The following is a 16,510-nucleotide window of genomic DNA, read 5'->3' as shown; positions in this document are numbered from 1 at the left end:
ATCACGCTGATTGGGTATTTCGTTGCCGACGCGCATCAGCCAACAGCTTGACCACTTCGGCATCGCTCGTCTGATCGAATACCACATAGTGCGCCCCGACCGCATAGAAGGGATGGGGTTCGTAAAGGCAGATGATGTCGTCGCATTCCTCCCGCAGACCTGCGATCACCGCCGCAGGCGCTACCGGCACCGCCAGAATGAGCCGCGCGGGATGCGCCTTGCTCATGCCCTTCAGCGCCGCCTTGATCGTGCCTCCGGTCGCTATGCCGTCATCCACCACGATCACGGTACGGCCTACTACCGGAATGGGTTCGTTATTCCCCAGATAGACGCGCCGACGCCGATCGATTTCAGCCAACTGCTTGCGCATCTCGGTACGGATATACTCCGGCGTGGGTGCCAGCTGCCGCACGATTTCCTCATTGAGGACAAGTTGCGGTTCTGCCCCATCGACCACCGCGCCGATGCCCAATTCCTCGTAGCCCGGCGCACCGAGCTTGCGCACGAAGAGAAGATCCAAATCCGCATCAAGCGCTCTTGCCACCTCGAAGGCGACTGGCACGCCTCCTCGCGGCAAGGCAAGCACCAACGGATGGCTCGGCGCAAAACGTGCCAGCGCCTTGGCCAAATGGACGCCTGCATCACGACGATCGTGAAACAGCATGGATTGGGGTTTCATCGGGTCTCCCCCTTCAGGTGAGAGTTGAACCAACGTCTGGCCAGGCTGATGACCTGATCGAGCGTTCCGGGTTCCTCGAACAAATGGCTCGCTCCGGGCACGATGACCAGTTCCGCGGGCGCCGTCATGAGCGCCTTTGCGTCATGATTCAGGCTCAGCACATCACGGTCCAGACTGCCGACGATCAGGAGCGTCGCGGCACGAACCCGGCCCAGAGCTTCAGCCCCCGCGAGGTCCGGCCTGCCGCCGCGAGACACAAGGGCAGCCGCCCTGTCATCCGGCATCGAAGCCGCAATGATCGCGGCTGCCGCGCCTGTGCTTGCCCCGAAATAGCCAAGCGGCAGCGTGGCGAGCGGCGCCATGCCGTCGGCCCAGTCAGCAGCCTCCCTCAACCGGCGCGCAAGCAACTGCACATCGAAGACATTGCGTCGGTCCAGCTCTTCCTGCGGCGTCAACAGGTCGACCAGCAAAGTCGCGAGCTGTGATCGATGCAAACCAGCGGCGACATATTGGTTGCGCGGGCTATGCCGCCCGCTGCCGCTGCCATGAGCGAATATCACCAACCCCGTCGCGCCATCCGGCATGTCGAGGAAGGCCCGCAGCCCATGCCTGCCAATTGTCACATCCTGCCGGTTCACCAATATCTGCGTCATGGTCATAATCCGAAAGGCCAGGTTTCCGGCGCGCCTGAAGGGCGTTCCGGACCCAATGGCGTTACCGCCGAGGTCTGTTCGAACCAGACCCAGGCATCGAATTGCTCCGCCAGCACAGCCTCGAAATAATGGCTGAGCCGCTCCGTTTCGGGCCGATAAACGACGCCGATCGCGCGCTCCAAAAGCGTGTGGCCGAGCAAATCCCGCAGCGCTTCCTTGCCCGGTCCCCGCCAGTCAGTCAGGCTGCGGACGACGCCTGTGCGCCGGAACGCATGTTCATAACTGTCCGGGCGTGCGGGACGGACGGACTTGATCTCCATCGCCCCGCCCCAGTCGCTGGCCGCCGCGACAAGTCCGGTGTCAGTCCCAAAGCCGATCGACACGGCATCGTCGCCATAAGCGAGGCGGCAAAGCTGGCCGATGTTGAATTCACCCTGCCAACCCATCGCCGTTGCAGCTGCATTGCCGACATGGCTGTTATGCGCCCAGATGACCGCTTTGGTTCCACTACCGCGATGCGCCATCAACGCCTGGAGCGTTTCGAACATGTGCCGGTCGCGCAGGTTCCAGCTTTCGGTCGAGCTGCGGTACATGGCGCGATAATAGCGTTCCGCGGCGCGAACTATGCGGGCGTTCTGATAGGCATCGAACCACGCCTCGCCATCCTGTTTGAGCAGGTCCAGCCGCTGGTCAAGAAGCTGGCGAAGCTGCGCCACCACGCCATCTTCACATCCTTTGCCGCCGGAAAGAGTGACTGCCCGTCCATAATGCGCGGGTTCATCTTGCCAGGGCGTCAGGCATCCATAGCGGCGGCGCGCGTCCTCCGCCTCGTCCGGATCGGCCTTGTCGAGATAGGCAAGCACGGCATGGATGGATTCGCTGAGGCTGTAGACATCCAGGCCATGGAATGATGCCTGGCGCGCTTCCGCCAAGCTCTGATTATGTCCCCGCAGCCAATCGGCGAAGGCCAGCACTTCCTGGTTGCGCCACATCCATGTCGGGAAGCGTATGAATACATCCCCCCGCCTGGGACGCGGCGCCTGGTGCCGCACATAATCGTCAATGCGCGCGGCATCGGGCCAGTCCGCTTCTACCGCCACGACCGTGAAGCCGTGCCCTTCTATCAGCCGACGGGTAATCGCGGCGCGCGCACGATAAAATTCAGAACTTCCATGTGTCGCCTCGCCCAGAAGGACGACCCTGGCATTTCCGAACCGATCGAAACAGGCACCGAAATCCTCCACCTTGTCAGGCGAGGGCAATGGCTCAGCATGGTGCCTGAGAGCCTGGACAAGCTCATCGGGCGCTTGAGTGGTCGAGCGGTCAAACATCGTTGCCTGGGTCATCTTCTTCCTCACATCGTCAGGATGTCATTCCCTCAGGCGTGATGGCTGCTCACCGCCGCCATGACTTCAATCGCAAGATCGCGGTGACCACAGTGCGAGACGTCACCCAGCGACAGGATGCCGACCATGTTGGATCGATCATCCACAACCGGCAGACGGCGGACCTGTTGGCTTTCCATCAATCTGATCGCATCCTCGATGCTGTCTTCGGCATGACAGAAGACGACCGGTTTCGACATGATGTCTGCGGCTGTCATCGCTCTCGCCTGTCCGTTCCCGGCAAAGCCGCGCAAGGCGATGTCCCGATCCGTCACGATCCCCAACGGCGTGTCGCCATCGCTCACCGGGATCGCGCCTATATCCTTTTCCCTCATGATCCGGGCCAGTTCGGCGAGGCCGGTGTCCGGCGCCACCCGATCGACTCCGGGATGCATGACTTCCGACACATAGGTCATGATTTTCTCCAATCCATGACGCCATCAAATGGACTCAGGCACCATGATCGCGAAATCGGTGGCAATAGGTATTGGGGAATATACGAAGTGTCAGGCGGGCCGGGCATGGTAGCAGACGGCTGCCTTTGAGAACAGCTATGGGGTCAGGGCGTTGTCGACGCTTGGGCGTGGCAAGCCCTTGAGAAGATAAAGCGCAACAAGCTGGGCAACCGATCGCACTTCCAGCTTGCGCATCAACCTGGCGCGATGGACTTCGACGGTCCTGTGGCTGATGCCCAGCAACTCGCCGGTCTGCCGATTGGTAAGGCCATTGGCGACCGCCACAAGCACTTCACGCTCGCGCCGCGTCAAAAGGTCCAGGGCGACAGCGGAAGAGCGTCGCTGTGGCTGCTTCTTGGTTATGCCCGTCATGGTCACACCTGCGAACCCACGTCCCGCGTCGTCGCATCGATAACCGCATTGACGAGCGAAGACTCCTTGCAAGGCTTGTCGAGCACTGCATCAAAGCCGTGCGCGATTGCCTTCTGCATCAATTCGGTCGAACCGAACGCGGTCACCATTATGGCCCGCCCCTTCCATCCCGCCGAGCGGAGCGCAGCCAATACCTGAAGGCCGTCATGCCCCGCCATCAGGTAATCGGTCACCAGACAAGCCGGATTATTCGCTTTCACCTCGGCGATCAGCAATTCCGGTATCGCGAAGGAGCGGACGTTAAACCCTCGTCCCTGCAACAGGAGTTGCATCGACCTCCTCGATCCCGCGTCGTCGTCCAATATGACTATGGGGATTGGTAGGTCGGCCATTGTCTTCGCGCCTTGCGCCGCAGGATTCAACAACATGCCCAAGTGGTGGCACGGCGGCGTCGCTACGTCTTTAAGTATTGATCCCAGTCAGGCCCTTCTGTCCCATCCTCGCGGCAAAGGCGATCCGCAGCGCATCTGACAGGCTGTGGACATGCAGTTTTGTCATGAGATTAGCCCGATGCACCTCCACCGTTCGCGAAGATATGCCAAGATCATAGGCGATCGTCTTGTTGGGAAGGCCCTGAGCAAGTCCTTCCAGCACTTCCCGCTCGCGTGCCGTCAGGGCGCCGATGATTACGTCGGCACTGGCGGCCTGTGCTGCTGCACCTTGGGCAAAGCGGACGCGGCCGAAGGCGCGCCCGATCGCGTCGATCAATACGGTCTTTTCAAACGGCTTTTCCAGAAAATCGACCGCACCCGCCTTCATCGCCTGCACAGCGACCGATACCTCGCCGTGGCCGGTCATGATGATGACAGGCATCGTGATCCCGCGCTCCGCCATGGTCCGCTGTACCTCCAGACCGTCGATCTGGGGCATGCGGACATCCAGCAGGACACAACCCGCCTCCACCGATCGCAAATCCTTCAAAAATGCGGCCCCGGAACGCCACGTCTCGACCGCATAGCCCGAGGTCTTGAGCATGTAGCCGACCGATCGCCGGATGGAATCATCGTCATCAACGATGTGAATGAGCTTCCTGTCGGTCATAGACATCCTCGGCCTGCGCTCGAATGAGGGTGAAATGGAAATCGGTGCCCTTCCCCTTGTGCGTATCCATCCATATCTTGCCGCCATTCACTTCCACGATCGTCCGGCATATGGACAGACCCAGGCCCATCCCTTCCGGTTTGGTGCTGACAAATGCGGTAAACAACTGCTTGGCGACGCCTGGCGCCATGCCGCAACCGGTGTCCGATACGGTGACCTGGATGTCACCTTCCTTTTCGGCACGGCTCGAAATGGTGAGCCTTTTAATCGGGCTATCGGCCATCGCTTCGCACGCATTCCGAATAAGATTGATCAGAACTTGCTGGATCTGAACCTTATCGACCAGCACGGGTGACGCACCGGGATCGAGATCGAAATGCGCCTCAATCCCCATCTCCCTCGATCCCGCGAGTCCTAGCACGGAGGCTTCATTCACAAGGTCAGGCAAGCTTTCGATGGTCTTTTCCACTTCGCCTCGCGAAACAAATTCCCGAAGTCGACGCACGATCTGCCCTGCCCTCAAAGCTTCGCTGGCGGCTTCCCCCAGCGCTTCCCGCATCATGGGCCATTCGCTTTTGTCGGGGCTGGCCATCTGATCGCGGACCGCCTCGACATAATTTGCGACCGCCGCGATCGGTTGATTAAGCTCATGCGCCAGCGTTGAGGCCATGGTGCCCATCGCACTGACCCGCGTGACGTGGATGATTTCGGCCTGCAAGGTCGCCATCTGCTGCTCAATCATACGCCGCTCGGTAAGATCGCGGACGAAGCCGGTGAATATCCGCTCATTTCCCCGCAGCGCTTCCCCGATGTACAATTCCATCGGAAAGAGCGATCCATCGGCCCGCTGGCCAAAGACCACCCGTCCCTTGCCAATGATACGCTTTTCACCGGTTTCCAGATAACGGTGGATATAGCTGTCATGACGCTCTCGATCCGGCGACGGCATGAGCATCCTCACATTTCTGCCCAAAACCTCAGATTCCTTGAAACCGAAAAGCGCCTCTGCTGCGGCGCTGAACGAAAGCATCTTACCGCTTTCGTCAATGACCACCATGGCATCGGGGACAGTAGACAAGATGGCGGTTAATTGGCTTTCGTGGGCACGCAACCGGTCTTCGGCGGAACGCTTTTCGGTGATATCGGAAATGATCTTCGCAAAGCCCCGCAGTTCCCCGCCTTCGCCGTAAAGAGCCGTCCAGCTGACGGCAGCAAGGAATTCCGACCCATCCTTGCGAAGACGCCAATCCTCCTCCTCGAATCTCCCTTCTTTGCGTGCACGCTCGATGTCGGCTTGCGGCTTGCCGACAGCAACGGCTTCGCTGGGATAGAAGAGGGCGCTTGGCTGGCCCAGGATTTCTTCCTCGGTCCATCCCTTGAGCCGCTCGGCCCCGCGGTTCCAGATCGTGACATGACCGATCGGATCAAGCATGTAGATGGCCAGGCCTTGAGCACCGTCGATCAACAGGTTCAGTTCCATGGCCATCTGTTCGCTGGCCTTCGCCGCCAATTCAGCCCGCTCCAAACGCAGGTTGGCCTTATGAACGAAACGGATCACAAGAATGATGATGGCGGCAGTGGCGCCAAACATGACCACTTCGAATATGTCGCGCACTTGGACTGCGGGCCTGCCCATGAAAAGGAAGTTCGCGGCGATGCCGAGCAATGTGGCAAGGATTGCCGGCCCTTCACCCACCCACAGCGCGACGGCCATGACGGCGACGATAAATGGCATATAGGCCGACCTGTCGCCCATCCAGGGGTCTAATAACGCCCGCACCGCCGATGCGATTGCAACAGCGAGGACAAAAATCGCCGCAAAGCCAGCCAAGGGCGCGGTTATCCGTTTGAACACTGCCTCACCTGTCGAAGGAATTCACTTCGCTTATACGACGCTATCTCTTCCAGGCTCGCCAAGAAATACGAACTGATAAATGCCGATTTAAAATTATGAAAATCAACATGATTATTTTTCAGTTCTAAGTTTCTGCTCCAATAGGATTCGTACTGACGGCTGTACTTCTCATCGACTCACTACCGTTCACGGCAGATGAGCGTTGCTCGACTTAGGCAAGTTTCCAAAGGAGGCCGGGTCGCGCGCTCCATAATGTGAGTTCGGTGGAGGATCGACACGCACGCGCCAAGCATATTTCTGAGGGTGGATCGCGCGTCGCTGCAGTCGCCTGTCATCCCGGCAGTTTGGCGACGATCATGGCAACGATTGCTATCATGAGTCCGAAGAAAAGCGCCGTGAGGAAGATGGCGTCAACCGATTGCCGCAAGCGATCCACGAAAGACATGATGTTCTCCATCAACTCGGCCGACAGCCAAAAGGCAGGATAAAATGCACAAGCCCCCGATGAACGTCATCGATAGTGCCATTGGGTTCACCGGGGGCTATCCGATCAGTAGCTGACCAAGATATTATCCTCGACCTTGGTCACGCCAGGAGCAGCCCAGGCCGCCCGCTCGGCGACGCCACGTTCATGCCAGGCCTTCACCCGGCCACCCAGGCGAACCGTATTGCCGTCTGTAAAAATGGTGACACCTGCGGCATCCAGATCCGCCTGGCGCTTGAATGCAGCAATGATCCGTTCACGGATGTCCGAAGTAACGGGCAGCTTCTTTACCTCGATCAGGTTGCTAACCCCTGTTACACCCGAAATTCTAGCGGTCGCCTTCCTCGCCTCGTCGCTTTGATAATGGAAGTCCACCGTGCCGGAAAGCGTGACCCAGCCTTTCTCCACCTTCACATTGATTTTCTCGTGAGGGATGGCGACGTTCCAGGAAAACATGTCGAGGATACGCTTGGCGATTTCATGGTCGGCCGTGTGCGGCTCGGACTTGAAGCGGACCTGGATTTCCTCGGCGATGGCCTTGACGCCGCTGACGCGCCTCGTCGCCTTTTCGGCAGCAATCTTTTCAACATAGTTGGTCACATAGCCCGACAGGGTCACGACCCCATCGTTCACCGCCACGCCGATGTCTGCGTGATCGACGCTGGGATCCCATTCAAGTTCGTCCATGACGTCACGCTGCAACTGTCCGTCGGTTTTCATCACAACTCTCCTTGTCCCGGGGGAATGCGCGCCATTCTCGGGCGCGTGATTTGCTGACGGCGCGGAACGCCACCGGCAAAAGCATGGCGACTACCGTACCGACTCCTGCCTCGGCACTGCCGCGGATCAACAATCTGCCATCCATGTCGCGGATTGCCCGCCGAATTCGGTTTAGTCCCATTCCGCGGCCCGGTTGCCTGGCACCGGCCTCTGGCATGCTGCCATTCATCAGGAGTCCAGGGCCATCGTCGGCGACCACAAGCCAAATCCAATCGCCGATCCTGCGGCATCGAAGCACTATTCGGCGCGCGCCAGCAGATCGTGCGTTCGCGACAAGCTCCAGCACCACCGCTTCAAGGTCGGCGGGGTCGGCGCTCACAAGAGCGGCTGGTACGGCTACCTGCGTGTCGATCTCCAAACAGGCGGAAGGGCGAACGACGGCCTGGAGAAGGGTAGCAGCATCGGCCACTTGCGCACCGACATCCAACAGGCGAGGCTCCTCCCGAACCTTCTTCGAGAGCAACCGGGAAGTCAGTTCACCACCCCGCACGGCGGCGGCGCCCAGGGCGCGCAGCAGCTTGTCTCGTTCCGATCCGGAAAGCTTCTTGATTAGCAGATGCTGGATGGAGGTGATCACGGCGAACAGGTTGCGAAGATCGTGAACGATCTCTCGCGCAAGATCCTGGCTCGATAGGCCAGCCTTTAAGTCGCTCGAGTCCCGCATCATCGCCTCCACACTGTTCGAGACGATTTTAGGAAATGCGTGCTGCCTCCCTATTCGCAACTTCCCGTAAGTAGCCTTTCTTCAAATCTCGTTCGGGGGGATTGGCCTGCGGCATTTACGAATGTCGGCCAGAGCAGCGCATCCCCTAGGATCACTCAGGCAAGCGCCAGCGGCGCATCTGAGTGAAAGGCTGTACGAGCCATGACGATCCGCAACCTGTCGCCCCTTCTTCATGCCAAAAGCATAGTTCTGGTCGGAGCATCGGAGCGCAAGGGAGCCGTCGGCACCCTGGTGCTCGACAATCTGCTTGCCGACGGATTTGAAGGCACAGTCTATGTCGTCAATCCGCATCCGGTCGCCCGACAAGGCGCGACATGGTTCGCGACCATCGACAGCCTCCCGGAGGCGCCTGAACTAGCGATCGTCATGACACCAGCATCGACAGTAGCTCCGATCATCGATCAGTTGGGGAGGCTCGGCACGCGCTGCGCCGTGATCCTTTCAGCCGGGCTGACCGATGCTGGCGGCCTTCGCGGCGAGGTGATGGACGCAGCGAAGCGACATGACCTACGGATCGTCGGCCCAAATTGTCTTGGCATCATGTCTCCCCATGCCAGGATCAACGCCACCTTCGCACGCACCCCGGCAAAGCCCGGCCATCTGGGCCTCATATCCCAAAGCGGCGCGCTGATTACCGCCGTGCTCGATTGGGCGCAGACCCGCAGCGTCGGGTTTTCCGCCATCATCTCGGCCGGAGACATGGCCGACGCTGACCTCGGCGACCTCATCGATCTTCTTGCAACCGACCCGCACACCCATGCCATTCTTCTCTACGTCGAGGGCGTAACCCAGGCGGCTGAATTCATGGTGGCGGCACGGGCAGCGGCGCTCACCAAGCCCATCATCGCGATCAAGGCCGGAAAGAGCGAGCTCGCAGCCCGGGCAACGCTGTCTCACACCGGCGCCATGATCGGTGCCTATGATGTCTATGAGGCGGCCTTCGCCAGGGCGGGCATCCTGTTGGTCGACAGCCTCACCGAGCTTTTCGACGCCGCCGAAATCCTCTGCACCTGCAAGCCCATCGCTGACAACAGGCTGGCGATCCTCACCAATGGCGGGGGAGCGGGTATATTGGCTGTCGATGCGCTTGCACGAACCGGCGCTCAGCTCGCCGAGCTGACCCCGGAAACGCAGGCAATGTTTGAGAAGGACATGCCCGCCGATTGGTCACGCAGCAATCCCGTTGATGTGCTGGGCGATGCCGACGCGACCAGATACAGCGTCGCGTTGCGAGCCATCTTGCGGGACGAGGCAAGCGACGCAGTGCTGGTCATGAACTGCCCCACGGCACGCAGCGAAGCGGGCGAGACGGCGCTGGCGATATGCCGGGAAGTCGCCACGGCGGCACAAGAGCGCATATGCAAGCCCGTCCTTGCCTGCTGGCTCGGCGACGCAAACGCCAATGCCGTAAGGTCCATATTTACGGCGGCAGGCATCCCCGTCTTTTCCACGCCAGATGACGCCGTGCGCGCCTTTGGCTATCTGGCGCAGGCGCGCCGCATTCGCAGAAGCCTGACCGATGCACCCGCGCAAACGCGCGAGGTGAAGGCCGACCGCGCCGCTGCCCGCGCCATTATCGCCAGCGCACAGGCGGACAAATGCACGCTGCTGTCCGAGCTCAAGGTGAAGCAGCTGCTGGAAGCCTATGGTGTCCCCATCGCGCCAACCCGCTTTGCCGCGTCCGCGCAAGCAGTGGAGGAAGCCTGCTGCTGGCTGAGCGCGCCCTATGCCGTCAAGATCGTCTCTCGCGATCTACCGCACAAATCGGATGTGGGCGGCGTGGCGCTCAACCTGCCCGATGCTCACGCGGCAGTTGCGGCCGCACAAGATATGGAACGACGAATCCAGCGCGATTTCCCGGACGCGCGAATCCAGGGCTTTGCCGTGGAAGACATGATCAAGGCCGAGGGGGGCACCGAGATGATAGTCGGCATCGCGACCGATCCGACATTCGGCCCGATCATCATGACGGGCGCGGGCGGCACCGCTACGGAGCTTCTGCGCGACAAGGCTATCGACCTTCTTCCACTCGACCATGCGGGCGCACGTGCCCTGATCGCGCGAACACGCATCTCGGCCATGCTTGCCGGATACCGTAACGTGCCGCCCGCCGATGTGGAGAGCCTCGCCGATGTGCTGGACGCCGTGTCGGCGATGGCGGTCGATCTGCCCGACCTGCTCGAACTCGACATCAATCCCCTGTTGGTGAGCGCGGCCGGCGTCATCGCGCTGGATGCGCGGGCACGTATCACCGCCCAGCCAGCAACTCAATCGCGCCTCGTGCTGCGCGCGCCACCGGAAGGCTGGGCTTCCGACCTTGTGACGGAGCATGGCGTCCGTTTTCATGTACGACCGGTACGGCCGGACGACGAGGCGGCTGTCGCAAGCTTCTTCGATCATGTTTCAGCCGAAGACCTGCGCTTCCGCTTCATGTCGGGCCTCCCCAAGGTGCGGCATGAGCAGATCACCATGATGACACGCGTGGACTATGTCCGGACGATCAGCTTCCTGGCCTTCGGTGAAGAGGGTGGAGAGGTCATTGCGATCGCCATGCTGGCGACGGACCCCGACCGCAGCCGGGCGGAAATCGCACTCACCACGCGGACGGACAGTAAAGGCAAGGGAATAAGCTGGACATTGTTCGAACATGTGCTGCGCTATGCAAAGTCAGAAGGTATCGGCATGGTTGAATCGGTCGAGTGTGCCGATCATGACGCGGCGCTGCGCATGGAGCGGGAACTGGGCTTCGTCACGATCGTCGATCCGGACGACCCAACCATTCGCATCGCCAGAAAAGGCATGGCGGCGGCCAATCCTGGCTGAAGGCCGCAGCATCGCTATCGAAATTGCCTGCTCCGTGCAGACCGCTTTTTCGCGACGCCACGGATCATCACAATGCCGGGCATGAGCGGCAGCCAAAGCGTGAACAGCCGCAGCAGCATGGTCGCGGCGAAGGCTGCCTCCAACTCCACACCAAGGAGATGCAGCATCGCGACCGATGTCGCTTCGAAGCTGCCAAGGCCCAGCGGGATTGGCCCCAGCGTTGCGATGACCGACGCCATGATCAGGGCAATGAACGCCGTCCCGAACGCCGCCTGCTGATTGAGGCTGTGCAAGCACGCGAACAACGTCCCGGCATCGGCCAGGAAGATCATCGCATTGCACGCCGTGACGGTCAGGGTGAGCCGCGTGTCTCGCAAGAGCGCGGCTGGCGCCTGCGCGACGGTTTCGAGCAACCGGCGCACGAAGTCGATATGTTCGATCCGGTCCGGCAATGGCCTGCTCCCCCGGCGGCGAAGCCACAAGGCGAGCGAAGGGATCGCGAGGGCAACGAGGAGAAAGATCGTGACGACCCCCGCCATCAGCGGTGTGGCGCGGTCGTGAAGCCAGAGCAGGATCAGGGTCACGAGCGCGAAGAAGGCATAGGCCGCATAGAAGCCGATCATGGACAAAAGGAGAGCGGCCACCGCCGTTCCCTTCGGCACGCCAAGCGCCCTCAGTTGATCTACCAGCAGGATGTTCCCACCCATGCCAGCGCTGGGCAGAACCTGATCGGCAAACAGCTTGGTCAGGGCGATTCGCATCAGGGGCCGCAAAGGCTGGGGCGTCCGCGCACGCCGCAACACTGCCGCCCATCCGCCTGCCACGCTTGCATAGGTTGTCAGTTGAAGCACAAGCGCGAGGCCGATCCAGCCCGGCTCGGCTTCACGCAGCAGGGCCGCGAACCGCCTCACCTCTCCCCAGTGGGCGACGGCGGCGATAAGACCCGCGGCGATAAGGATCGCGAGAAACCAGCTTCGCCATCGAGCAGACGCCATACCCTCCTCCAGTCCCGACGACACCCACGCGCTCCTGACTGCGAACAGCGTGGTCCGAAAGACCCGTCGACTTTACGGGAGCCTTCGACCGGGCGAACCTCGGACAGCTACGTAGCTTAACGGATTAGAGCCGGGATCAGCATGGGTCATGTCATCCTGCTCGATCCGCTGGTTTTTTGGAGCTGCGATGGCTTTTTCCATTCCCTTGCCGTTCCGACAAGCGGCTCATCAAAGGCCGGGCAGCGATCCTTCTTCCGCCGCCATCAATCCTGACAGCGCAATGAACCAGGTCGCCGCCGAATATTGGCGGATGCCCGTTGACCAAACCCTTGTCGCGCTCGTCGCAAAAGGAGGCGGCCTCTCCTCCGAGGAAGCCAACCGCAGATTGGCGGTCGCTGGCCCCAACATCCTGTTCGAACGATCCCGGCGCCACGTTGCCGCAGATCTGGCGCGAAGGCTTGGCAACCCGTTGGTGCTGATGCTGCTTGCCGCCGCTGCCGTCGCGGGCGTGATGGGCGACATGGCGAGCTTCCTGCTGATCCTTGCCATGGTCTTGCTGTCCACGATCCTCGACACGGTGCAGGAACGACGCGCCGAAGCTACCGCCGCAGCGCTCAGGGAAGCGATCGCTCTCACCGCCCGAACACTGCGGGATGGGGCCGCTGTCACTCTGCCCGTGCGCGATCTGGTGCCGGGGGACGTTGTCATGCTCGCGGCGGGGGATCTGATACCCGCCGATGGACTCGTGCTGTCAGCCAACTCGGCTCAGGTCAATCAGGCCGCGCTGACCGGAGAGCCCTTCCCGGTCGAAAAGTCGCCGACTGTGGAACCCGATGCGTCCATGGCCGTGGCAAGAAACCTTCTGCTGCACGGCAGTTCGATGATCGGGGGCAGCGCGCAGATGCTGGTCGTCCAGACGGGCGATCGCACCCATTTCGGCGGGATCGCCCGGTCGCTCGGCGATGAACAGCCACCGACCGCCTTTGAGCGAGGAATCCACAGGCTGGGGCTGCTGATCGTACGGATGACGATATTCCTCGTCCTGTTCGTCATCCTGGCTCATCTGGCGCTCGGCCGACCACCGGTGGAATCCTTCCTGTTCGCGATGGCGCTGGCGGTCGGTCTTACGCCCGAACTGCTGCCGATGATCATGACAATCGGTCTGGCGCGCGGAGCGCAGCGCATGGCTGCGGCGAAGGTGGTGGTGAAACGGCTTTCGGCAATCCACGACCTGGGTGAGATGGACATATTATGTACCGACAAGACGGGTACGCTCACGGAGGCACGGATCATGATGACCGGCCATCCGGGGATAGACGGCGCCGACAGTGAACGCGTGTTCGAACTGGCCGCGGTCAATGCCCGGTTCGAAAGTGGCCTGCGGAGCCCGCTGGACGACGCACTGCTCGCGCACACGGGACATCATCCGCTCACCGGATGGCGCAAGCTCGACGAGCGTCCGTTCGATTTCGAACGGCGGCGGGTTTCGGTGCTGGCGCAATGGGAGAGCGAGAGGGTCGAGATCGTCAAGGGCGCGCCGGAAACGATCCTTGCCCTTTGCGATCAGGCCGAAGCGGCAGATGGCAGGATCGTGCCGCTGGACCCCGCGTTGAAGGGGCGGCTCATGGCACTGCATGACGATAATGCCAGCCAGGGCCTTCGTCTGCTGGGCATCGCCTGGAAAGCGGCGGCGGGCCGTGAGCGCATCGAAACGGACGATGACGACCATCTGATATTTGTCGGCTTCTGCCTTTTCCTTGATCCGCCCAAAGGCTCGGCTGCCGCCGCGATCGGACGGCTGGAGGCGGCAGGCGTCGCCACCAAGGTCATCTCAGGGGACTCCGCCGCTGCCGTGCAGCACCTTATGGCCGCGCTTGGACGGCCGGTTTCGGGCCTCCTCACCGGCGATCAGATCGCCGCGCTCGATGACGAGGCGCTGGCGGTGCGTGTCGTGGAAACGGACCTTTTCGCCCGCATCACCCCCGACCAGAAATTGAGGATCGTGCATGCGCTTCAAGCGCGCGGACATATTGTCGGATTCCTCGGCGACGGCATCAACGACGCGCCCGCGATCAGGGCAGCGGACGTCGGCCTTTCGGTGGATGGCGCCACCGACGTGGCTCGCGAGGCTGCGGACATGATCCTGCTGGCACCCGATTTGTCCGTTCTCACCGACGGCGTGGCGGAAGGACGCCGCACCTATGCCAATATCCTCAAATATATCCGCATGGGCACCAGCTCCAATTTCGGCAACATGCTGACAATGGCGCTCGCGTCCCTGTTCCTGCCCTTCCTGCCACTGACGCCGGTGCAAGTCCTGCTCAACAACATGCTCTATGATCTCTCCCAAACGGGCATCCCGTTCGACCGTGCGGAGAAAAGCGATCTTGCGGCGCCCCATGGCTGGAACATGCGGGCCATCGTCCGCTTCACACTAATCATGGGACCTTTGTCGTCGCTGTTCGACATCGCGACCTTTGCCGCGCTGATCGCGCTTTTCCATGTCGATGTGCCAACATTTCGCACCGCATGGTTCATCGAGTCCATGGCAACCCAGATATTGGTGGTTTTTGTCATTCGCACGGCAGTGCCGTTATGGCGGCAACGGCCCCATCGGCTGCTGGTGACGACCGCCGGACTTTGCCTGTGCACAGCGATCGCGATACCCTTTCTACCGATCGCTCCAGCATTGGGCTTCGTCGCGCCAGGCCTTCCCATCGTCGCCATCACGACCATATTGGTTGCCGCTTACCTGCTGTCCGCCGAAGCGCTCAAGCGCGTGGCGATGCGTTAGGAGGCCGTGCATGAGCGCAATGATTGCCATGCAGATCAGAACCGTCCGGACTCCCCTGATCCGGATCGAGGGTCCCGTGCCCCATCCGGGTCCCGGCGAATTGCTGATCGAAGTGGCTGCCTGCGGGGTTTGCCGAACCGATCTGCATGTGCTCGATGGCGAGATCCCCGCGCGTTATCCGATCATACCAGGACACGAAATCGTCGGTCGCGTCGCAGCGATCGGGGTCGGCGTGGAAGGCTTTGCAATAGGCCAGCGGGTGGGTGTCCCGTGGCTGGGACATACATGCGGTCAATGTCCCTACTGCCAGGCAGGAAAGGAAAATCTCTGCGACGCACCGCTCTTCACCGGCGCCACGCGGGATGGTGGTTATGCCAGCCATGTGATTGCCGACGTTCATTATTGCTTCGACCTGCCCGATCGTTTTTCCGACGTGGAAGCCGCGCCGCTCCTTTGCGCCGGCCTGATCGGCTGGAGAGCGCTGCGGCTGGCCGGCCCTGCGCCGGTCATAGGTCTGTATGGATTTGGCGCCGCGGCGCATATTCTCGCACAGGTCGCCCGGCATCAGGGACGCACTGTCTATGCCTTCACCAAGGATGGCGATGAGGATGGACAGGCGTTCGCGCGTTCGCTGGGCTGCGAATGGGCAGGCGGTTCTTCCGACGATCCGCCAGCGCCACTTGATGCAGCGCTGATCTTCGCACCCGCAGGAGAGTTGGTGCCGCGTGCACTGCAAGCGGTCAGGAAAGGCGGCCGCGTCATCTGTGCCGGTATCCACATGAGCGACATTCCTTCATTCCCCTATGCCGACTTGTGGGAGGAAAGGCAGATATGCTCGGTCGCCAATCTGACGCGAGAAGACGGCACCTCCTTTTTCGAACTGGCAGGTGACATCCCCCTTCACACCGTCACGGAGACCTTCCGGCTCGTAGATGCTAATGACGCGCTGCAACGGTTGCGAACAGGCAAGATCAAGGGTGCGGCAGTCCTCGTGCCCTGATCCATGAGTTCGTGACTCTACTTATGGCGCCACTTCGCGCGCAGGGCGACACTCCCACCCGGAGTCTTGTTAGGGAGGACTGTTCATGCGCCGCTCTTTCATCGCCGGTGCCGGTTTCTTGAACCTGATGTTCATTGCCGGTGTATCGGCACAGACTGCACAACCGCACGCCGGGCACCACCCGGCCGAAGCAGCGGAGAGCGCCCCGTCTGCGGTAGCGGAGCCCCAGCATGATTGCCCCGTGATGAAGGATGAAGGCGGCCACAGGATGCCCTCCGATGGCATGCATCCGCCATCGGAGTGCATGGGATCAGCTCAGCAGATGCCCGACGGCATGCAACATTGCAGCGAGATGCACAGCCCGGTGGCTTCCCAACAGCCGCAACAGCCCAGACAATGACGGGGCGAAC

General features: G+C 61.2%; 14 protein-coding genes. 3 read left to right on the top strand and 11 right to left on the bottom strand.

Going from position 1 to position 16,510, the window contains the following annotated elements:
* Nucleotide 1: 1 nt before the first annotated feature.
* From ACYU81_RS15900 to ACYU81_RS15855, 10 genes are all read right to left on the bottom strand, one after another.
* A complete protein-coding gene (locus ACYU81_RS15900) occupies nt 2-679 on the bottom strand; it encodes a phosphoribosyltransferase (protein ID WP_460988579.1) in 678 nt (225 codons plus the stop codon).
* The gene (locus ACYU81_RS15895; protein ID WP_460988578.1) at nt 676-1,338 is read right to left on the bottom strand and encodes a dienelactone hydrolase family protein; all 663 of its coding nucleotides are present in this window, start codon (nt 1,336-1,338) and stop codon (nt 676-678) included. The genes ACYU81_RS15900 and ACYU81_RS15895 overlap by 4 nt, the downstream gene beginning before the upstream one ends.
* Nucleotides 1,335-2,678 carry an erythromycin esterase family protein gene (locus ACYU81_RS15890; protein ID WP_460988576.1) on the bottom strand — a complete coding sequence of 448 codons (1,344 nt, stop codon included), beginning with the start codon at nt 2,676-2,678 and terminating at the stop codon, nt 1,335-1,337. The genes ACYU81_RS15895 and ACYU81_RS15890 overlap by 4 nt, the downstream gene beginning before the upstream one ends.
* A 32-nt stretch (nt 2,679-2,710) precedes the next feature.
* Nucleotides 2,711-3,133 (bottom strand): CBS domain-containing protein, encoded by a 423-nt coding sequence (locus ACYU81_RS15885; protein WP_449469564.1) that lies wholly within the window; start codon nt 3,131-3,133, stop codon nt 2,711-2,713.
* Between the two features lie 135 nt (nt 3,134-3,268).
* A complete protein-coding gene (locus ACYU81_RS15880) occupies nt 3,269-3,544 on the bottom strand; it encodes a response regulator transcription factor (RefSeq protein ID WP_449469565.1) in 276 nt (91 codons plus the stop codon).
* Nucleotides 3,545-3,546: 2 nt separating this feature from the next.
* A complete protein-coding gene (locus ACYU81_RS15875) occupies nt 3,547-3,936 on the bottom strand; it encodes a response regulator (RefSeq protein WP_460988575.1) in 390 nt (129 codons plus the stop codon).
* A gap of 70 nt (nt 3,937-4,006) precedes the next feature.
* Complete coding sequence (locus ACYU81_RS15870; protein WP_460988574.1) at nt 4,007-4,645, bottom strand: response regulator transcription factor; 639 nt, start codon at nt 4,643-4,645, stop codon at nt 4,007-4,009.
* Nucleotides 4,614-6,500: a PAS domain S-box protein gene (locus ACYU81_RS15865; protein ID WP_460988573.1), complete on the bottom strand. Its 1,887-nt coding sequence runs from the start codon at nt 6,498-6,500 to the stop codon at nt 4,614-4,616. Before ACYU81_RS15865 ends, ACYU81_RS15870 begins: the two co-directional genes overlap by 32 nt.
* Nucleotides 6,501-7,050: 550 nt before the next feature.
* Nucleotides 7,051-7,704, bottom strand: coding sequence for a BON domain-containing protein (locus tag ACYU81_RS15860; RefSeq protein ID WP_196226904.1), 654 nt, complete (start codon nt 7,702-7,704; stop codon nt 7,051-7,053).
* Nucleotides 7,676-8,428 carry an ATP-binding protein gene (locus ACYU81_RS15855; protein WP_460988572.1) on the bottom strand — a complete coding sequence of 251 codons (753 nt, stop codon included), beginning with the start codon at nt 8,426-8,428 and terminating at the stop codon, nt 7,676-7,678. The genes ACYU81_RS15860 and ACYU81_RS15855 overlap by 29 nt, the downstream gene beginning before the upstream one ends.
* Before the next feature lie 201 nt (nt 8,429-8,629).
* On the opposite strand from ACYU81_RS15855, the gene ACYU81_RS15850 reads away from it, so the two are divergent.
* On the top strand, nt 8,630-11,311 hold the full coding sequence (locus ACYU81_RS15850) for a bifunctional acetate--CoA ligase family protein/GNAT family N-acetyltransferase (RefSeq protein WP_460988571.1): 2,682 nt from the start codon (nt 8,630-8,632) through the stop codon (nt 11,309-11,311).
* 14 nt (nt 11,312-11,325) lie between these two features.
* On the opposite strand, the gene ACYU81_RS15845 is transcribed toward ACYU81_RS15850, so the two are convergent.
* Entirely contained in the window at nt 11,326-12,330 is a 1,005-nt protein-coding gene (locus ACYU81_RS15845; protein ID WP_449469573.1) for a lysylphosphatidylglycerol synthase transmembrane domain-containing protein, read from the bottom strand.
* Nucleotides 12,331-12,493: 163 nt separating this feature from the next.
* Between ACYU81_RS15845 and mgtA the strand changes: the two genes are divergently transcribed.
* Together mgtA and ACYU81_RS15835 are read left to right on the top strand one after the other, a co-directional pair.
* Nucleotides 12,494-15,100, top strand: a complete 2,607-nt coding sequence (gene mgtA / locus ACYU81_RS15840; protein ID WP_460988570.1) for a magnesium-translocating P-type ATPase — start codon at nt 12,494-12,496, stop codon at nt 15,098-15,100.
* Nucleotides 15,101-15,110: 10 nt separating this feature from the next.
* Nucleotides 15,111-16,100, top strand: a complete 990-nt coding sequence (locus tag ACYU81_RS15835; protein WP_460988569.1) for a zinc-dependent alcohol dehydrogenase family protein — start codon at nt 15,111-15,113, stop codon at nt 16,098-16,100.
* The last annotated feature ends 410 nt before the right edge of the window (nt 16,101-16,510 follow it).

The organism is Sphingobium sp. TomTYG75 (assembly GCF_054771635.1).
Note: the sequence above shows the minus strand (reverse complement) of the source record. Positions and strands in the feature narration are given on the sequence as shown.